The sequence below is a fragment of the Streptomyces sp. NPDC059456 genome, from assembly GCF_042750055.1.
Taxonomy (GTDB): Bacteria; Actinomycetota; Actinomycetes; order Streptomycetales; family Streptomycetaceae; genus Streptomyces.
The window spans coordinates 1-4,829 of sequence record NZ_JBHYVA010000649.1 but is presented as its reverse complement, the minus strand read 5'-3'; the positions used below and the strand labels follow the sequence as shown (position 1 = coordinate 4,829).

The 4,829-nt window shown below is 73.0% G+C and carries 4 protein-coding genes; 2 read left to right on the top strand and 2 right to left on the bottom strand.

The window, feature by feature from the left end:
- Positions 1–32: 32 nt before the first annotated feature.
- Both ACFXA3_RS35550 and ACFXA3_RS35545 read right to left on the bottom strand, forming a co-directional pair.
- Positions 33–833 (bottom strand): inositol monophosphatase family protein, encoded by an 801-nt coding sequence (locus ACFXA3_RS35550; RefSeq protein ID WP_385194028.1) that lies wholly within the window; start codon positions 831–833, stop codon positions 33–35.
- Positions 834–848: 15 nt separating this feature from the next.
- Positions 849–2,018, bottom strand: coding sequence for a ferrochelatase (locus ACFXA3_RS35545; protein ID WP_385194027.1), 1,170 nt, complete (start codon positions 2,016–2,018; stop codon positions 849–851).
- A gap of 185 nt (positions 2,019–2,203) precedes the next feature.
- On the opposite strand from ACFXA3_RS35545, the gene ACFXA3_RS35540 reads away from it, so the two are divergent.
- Both ACFXA3_RS35540 and ACFXA3_RS35535 read left to right on the top strand, forming a co-directional pair.
- The gene (locus ACFXA3_RS35540; protein WP_385194026.1) at positions 2,204–3,469 is read left to right on the top strand and encodes an MFS transporter; all 1,266 of its coding nucleotides are present in this window, start codon (positions 2,204–2,206) and stop codon (positions 3,467–3,469) included.
- Complete coding sequence (locus ACFXA3_RS35535) at positions 3,411–4,748, top strand: D-arabinono-1,4-lactone oxidase (protein WP_385194024.1); 1,338 nt, start codon at positions 3,411–3,413, stop codon at positions 4,746–4,748. The genes ACFXA3_RS35540 and ACFXA3_RS35535 overlap by 59 nt, the downstream gene beginning before the upstream one ends.
- Positions 4,749–4,829: the final 81 nt, after the last annotated feature.

Genomic DNA, 4,829 nt, shown 5'->3' with positions numbered 1-4,829 from the left:
GTCACGGTCCCTCAGCCGGGCGCTCGCACACGTCAGTCGTGCCAGGCCCCGGCCTCGTCGAGCAGCGGCTGGAGCGAGGCGAACACCGCCGGGGTGGCGGCGAGCGCCAGCTCCCCGGAGGCCGGCCGCCCGGGCCGCCCGCCCGTGAGCGCCCCGGCCTCCCGGGCGATCAGCTCGCCCGCGGCCAGGTCCCAGGGGTTGAGCCCGCGCTCGTAGTACGCGTCGAGCCGTCCGGCGGCCACGTCGCTGAGGTCCAGCGCCGCCGATCCGCCGCGCCGGATGTCGCGCACCCGGGGGATCACCTGCTGCGCGACGACGGCCTGCTGTTCCTTGCGCGCCTGGAGGTAGGCGAACCCGGTCCCGACCAGCGCCTGGTCCAGCGGCGCGGCCGCCCGGCACGCCAGCCTGACCCCGTCCAGCCAGGCCCCGCCGCCGAGCACCGCGTGGTACGTCTCGCGCCGCATCGGGGCCGCCACGACCCCGACCACGATCTCGCCCCCGTACTCCGCGGCGATCGACACGCTCCAGCTCGGCAGCCCGTACAGGTAGTTGACGGTGCCGTCGAGCGGGTCCACGACCCAGCGCACCCCGCTGGTCCCGGGGCTGTCCGCGCCCTCCTCGCCCAGCAGTCCGTCCTCGGGGCGCCGCTCCGCGAGGACGTCGGTGATCAGCTTCTCCGCCGCGATGTCCATCTCGGTCACCACGTCGATGGGGCTGCTCTTCGTCGCCGCCACCGCGAGGTCGGCCGGCCGTCCGTCCCGCAGCAGTTCCCCGGCCCGCCGGGCGGCGTCCAGGGCCACGTCCAGCAGCTCGGCCTTCAGCTCTTCGGAGATCACGGTCCGCCCTTCCTAGGCGTACGGGCTGTCGGCGCCCGCGGCCGCCGGCCGGGGCGCGCGCGCCGGGCAGCAGCCCGCCGCGCACAGGTCGTGGCTGGGCCCGAGCAGGCCCAGTGCGCAGCGCTGCGCCGGCTCGCCCCGCTCGGCGGCGGCGCGTTCCAGCACCAGTTCCCGCACCGCCGCCGCGAACCGCGGATCGGCCCCGACCGTCGCCGACCGCGCGGCCGGCAGCCCCAACTCGGCGGCCTTGGCGGTCGCTTCGGTGTCGAGGTCGTACAGGACCTCCATATGGTCCGAGACGAACCCGATCGGCACCATCACCACCGCGGGCGCCCCGGCGGCGTGCAGCGCCTCCAGGTGGTCGCAGATGTCCGGCTCCAGCCACGGGATGTGCGGGGCGCCGCTGCGCGACTGGTAGACGAGCTGCCAGGGCAGCTCCGTGCCCGTCTCGGCCCGCACCGCGTCCGCGATCACCTGTGCGACGTCCAGGTGCTGCCGGACGTACGCCCCGCCCTCGCCGTCGGCGGTGTGCTCCGCCGCGGGGCCGGAGGCGTCCGCCGCCGCGGTGGGGATCGAATGCGTGGTGAAGGCCAGGTGTGCGCCGGCGCGCACCTCCTGCGGCAGCGATTCCAGCGCCGCGAGGACTCCGTCGATCATCGGCTGCACGAAGCCGGGGTGGTTGAAGTAGTGGCGCAGCTTGTCCACCCGCGGCAGCTCGGCGACGCCCTCCGCCTCCAGCGCCGCGAGTGCGTCCGCGAGGTTCTCGCGGTACTGACGGCAGCCGGAGTACGAGGCGTAGGCGCTGGTCGCGAGCACCGCGATCCGGCGGCGCCCGTCGGCGGCCATCTCCCGCATCACGTCGGTCAGGTACGGGGCCCAGTTCCGGTTGCCCCAGTACACGGGCAGGTCCAGCCCGTGTTCGGCGAAGTCCTTGCGCAGCGCGTCCAGCAGTTCGCGGTTCTGCCCGTTGATCGGGCTGACCCCGCCGAAGCCGAAGTAGTGCTGCCCGACCTCCTTGAGGCGCTCGCGCGGGATGCCGCGGCCGCGCGTGACGTTCTCCAGGAACGGCACGACGTCGTCGGGTCCCTCGGGGCCGCCGAAGGAGAGCAGCAGGAGGGCGTCGTAGGGGGCGGCGAGGCCTTCGGCCGGGGGCGAGGCGGCGGCGCGGAGCTGGTCTGACATGGTTCGAATCCTGCCACCCGGCGTGCACGCGGGAGAACAGGCCGGTCCGCATACCGGGACGCACCACAGGTAAGGTGACCCTAAGTTCACTGCTCGAAAGATGTCGGTGTCGAACCTTCCCCGTGCGGGTGCCCTGTCGGCGGTCGTAACCTGTATGGGCCCGAGAAGTCCCTTACGGAGAGACCTTGCCCAGTCCCTACCGCGCGATCTTCGCGGCGCCCGGCACCAAGGCCTTCAGCGCCGCCGGCCTGATAGGCCGGCTGCCGATATCCATGGTGGGCGTCGGCATCCTCACGATGATCTCCGAGATCACCGGGCGCTACGCGATGGCCAGCGCCCTCACCGGCACCCTGGCCCTGGCCGCCGCCTTCATCGGCCCCCAGGTGTCCCGCCTGGTGGACCAGTACGGACAGCGGCGGGTGCTGCGCCCCGCGACCCTGATCTCCGTGGCCTCCGTCACCGGCCTGGTGCTGGCCGCGGCGAACGGACTGCCCGACTGGACCCTCTTCGTCTTCGCGGCCGTCGCGGGCTGCGTGCCGAGCGTCGGCTCGATGGTCCGCGCCCGCTGGACCGTGCTCTACCGCGACGCACCGCGCGAGCTGCACACCGCGTACTCCTTCGAGTCCGTGGTGGACGAGGTCTGCTTCATCTTCGGCCCGATCCTGGCCATCGGGCTGTCCACCACCTGGTTCCCGGAGGCCGGACCGGTCATCGCCGCCGGCTGCCTGCTCGTCGGCGTCTGGCTGCTCACCGCACAGCGCGCGACCGAGCCGGCGCCGCACCCCCGCAGCCAGGGCGGCGACCGCACCTCCGCCCTGCGCTCCCCCGGACTCCAGGTGCTGACGGCCACCTTCGTGGCGACCGGCGCGATCTTCGGATCCATCGACGTGTCCACCCTGGCCTTCGCCGAGGAGCAGGGCCACAAGTCCGCCGCCAGCTACATCCTGGCCATCTGGGCGGCCGGATCCTGTCTGGCCGGCATCGTCTTCGGTCTGCTCCACCTCAAGGGCCGTACCGAACGCCGCTGGGTACTGGGCATCTGTGCCATGGCCGTGAGTATGATCCCCCTCCTACTGGCCGGGAACCTTCCGTTTCTGGCCGTGGCGCTCTTCGTCTCGGGCCTCGCCATCGCTCCCACGATGATCACCACGATGGCCCTGATCGAAGCGCACGTACCGCGCGCGAAGCTCACCGAGGGCATGACGTGGATCACCACCGGCCTCGCCGTCGGTGTCGCGGTCGGCTCCTCGGTGACCGGTCTGGTCATCGACGCCGCCGGGGCCCAGCGCGGGTACGTCGTCTCGATCTCCGCGGGGGCCGCCGCGGCTGCGGTCGCGTTCGCGGGTTACCGCCGGCTGACGAGGCCGGCGCAAGGGGAGGAGCCCTCTAGCGATGGGGACGGCGACAGCAGCAGGCAAGAGCGGACCGGGGACACGGACCGCGTGGCATAACTGGGCGGGCAACGTCACGGCCGTACCCGCCCGGGTGGTGACCCCGTCCTCGGTCGAGGAGCTCCGGGAGGCGGTGCGGCGGGCCGCCGGGGACGGGCTGAAGGTGAAGGCGGTCGGCACCGGCCACTCCTTCACCGCGGCCGCCGCGACCGACGGGGTGCTCGTACGCCCCCAGGCGCTGGCCGGCGTCCGCGAGATCGACCGGGCCGCCGGCACCGTCACGGTGGCGGCCGGCACGGTGCTCAAGGACCTGAACGTCGCCCTGGCCCGGGAGGGCCTGTCGCTCACCAACATGGGCGACATCATGGAGCAGACGGTCTCGGGCGCCACCAGCACCGGAACCCACGGCACCGGCCGCGACTCGGCCTCCATAGCCGCCCAGATCCGCGGCCTGGAACTGGTCACCGCGGACGGCCGGCTGCTCACCTGCTCCGAGAAGGAGCATCCGGAGGTCTTCGCGGCCGCCCGGATCGGCATCGGCGCCCTCGGCATCGTCACCGCGATCACCTTCGCCGTCGAGCCGGTCTTCTTCCTGACCGCCCGCGAGGAGCCCATGGGCTTCGACCGGGTGACCGCCGAGTTCGAGCAGCACTTCGCGGAGAACGAGCACTTCGAGTTCTACTGGTTCCCGCACACCGGCAACTGCAACACCAAGCGCAACAACCGCAGCCAGGGCCCCGCCGCCCCGCCCGGAGCCGTGAGCGCCTGGGTCGAGGACGAACTGCTGTCCAACGGCATCTTCCAGGCCGTCAACTCCTTCGGCCGCGCGGTCCCGGCGGCCATCCCCTCCATCGCCCGGGTCGCCAGCCGCGCGCTGTCCGCGCGCACCTACACGGACATCCCGTACAAGGTGTTCACGAGCCCGCGCCGGGTGCGGTTCGTGGAGATGGAGTACGCCCTCCCGCGCGAGCAGGTGGTCGAGGCGCTGCGGGAGCTCAAGGCGATGGTCGACCGCTCCGGGCTGCGGATCAGCTTCCCGGTGGAGGTGCGGACGGCCCCGGCCGACGACATCGCCCTGTCCACGGCCTCGGGTCGGGAGACCGCGTACATCGCGGTGCACATGTACAAGGGCACCCCCTACCAGGCCTACTTCACGGCCGCCGAACGGATCTTCACCGCGCACGGCGGCCGGCCGCACTGGGGCAAGGTGCACACGCGGGACGCGGAGTACCTCGCCCGCGTCTACCCGCGCTTCGGCGAGTTCACCGCGCTGCGGGACCGGCTGGACCCGGACCGGCTGTTCGGCAACGACTACCTGCGGCGGGTCCTGGGCGAGTAACCCCGGTCAGGGGGAGCCCGGCTGCCCCTTTCCGCTCGCGGGCGGGGTGGGCGTCGGCGTCGGCTCCGGGGTGGGCATGGG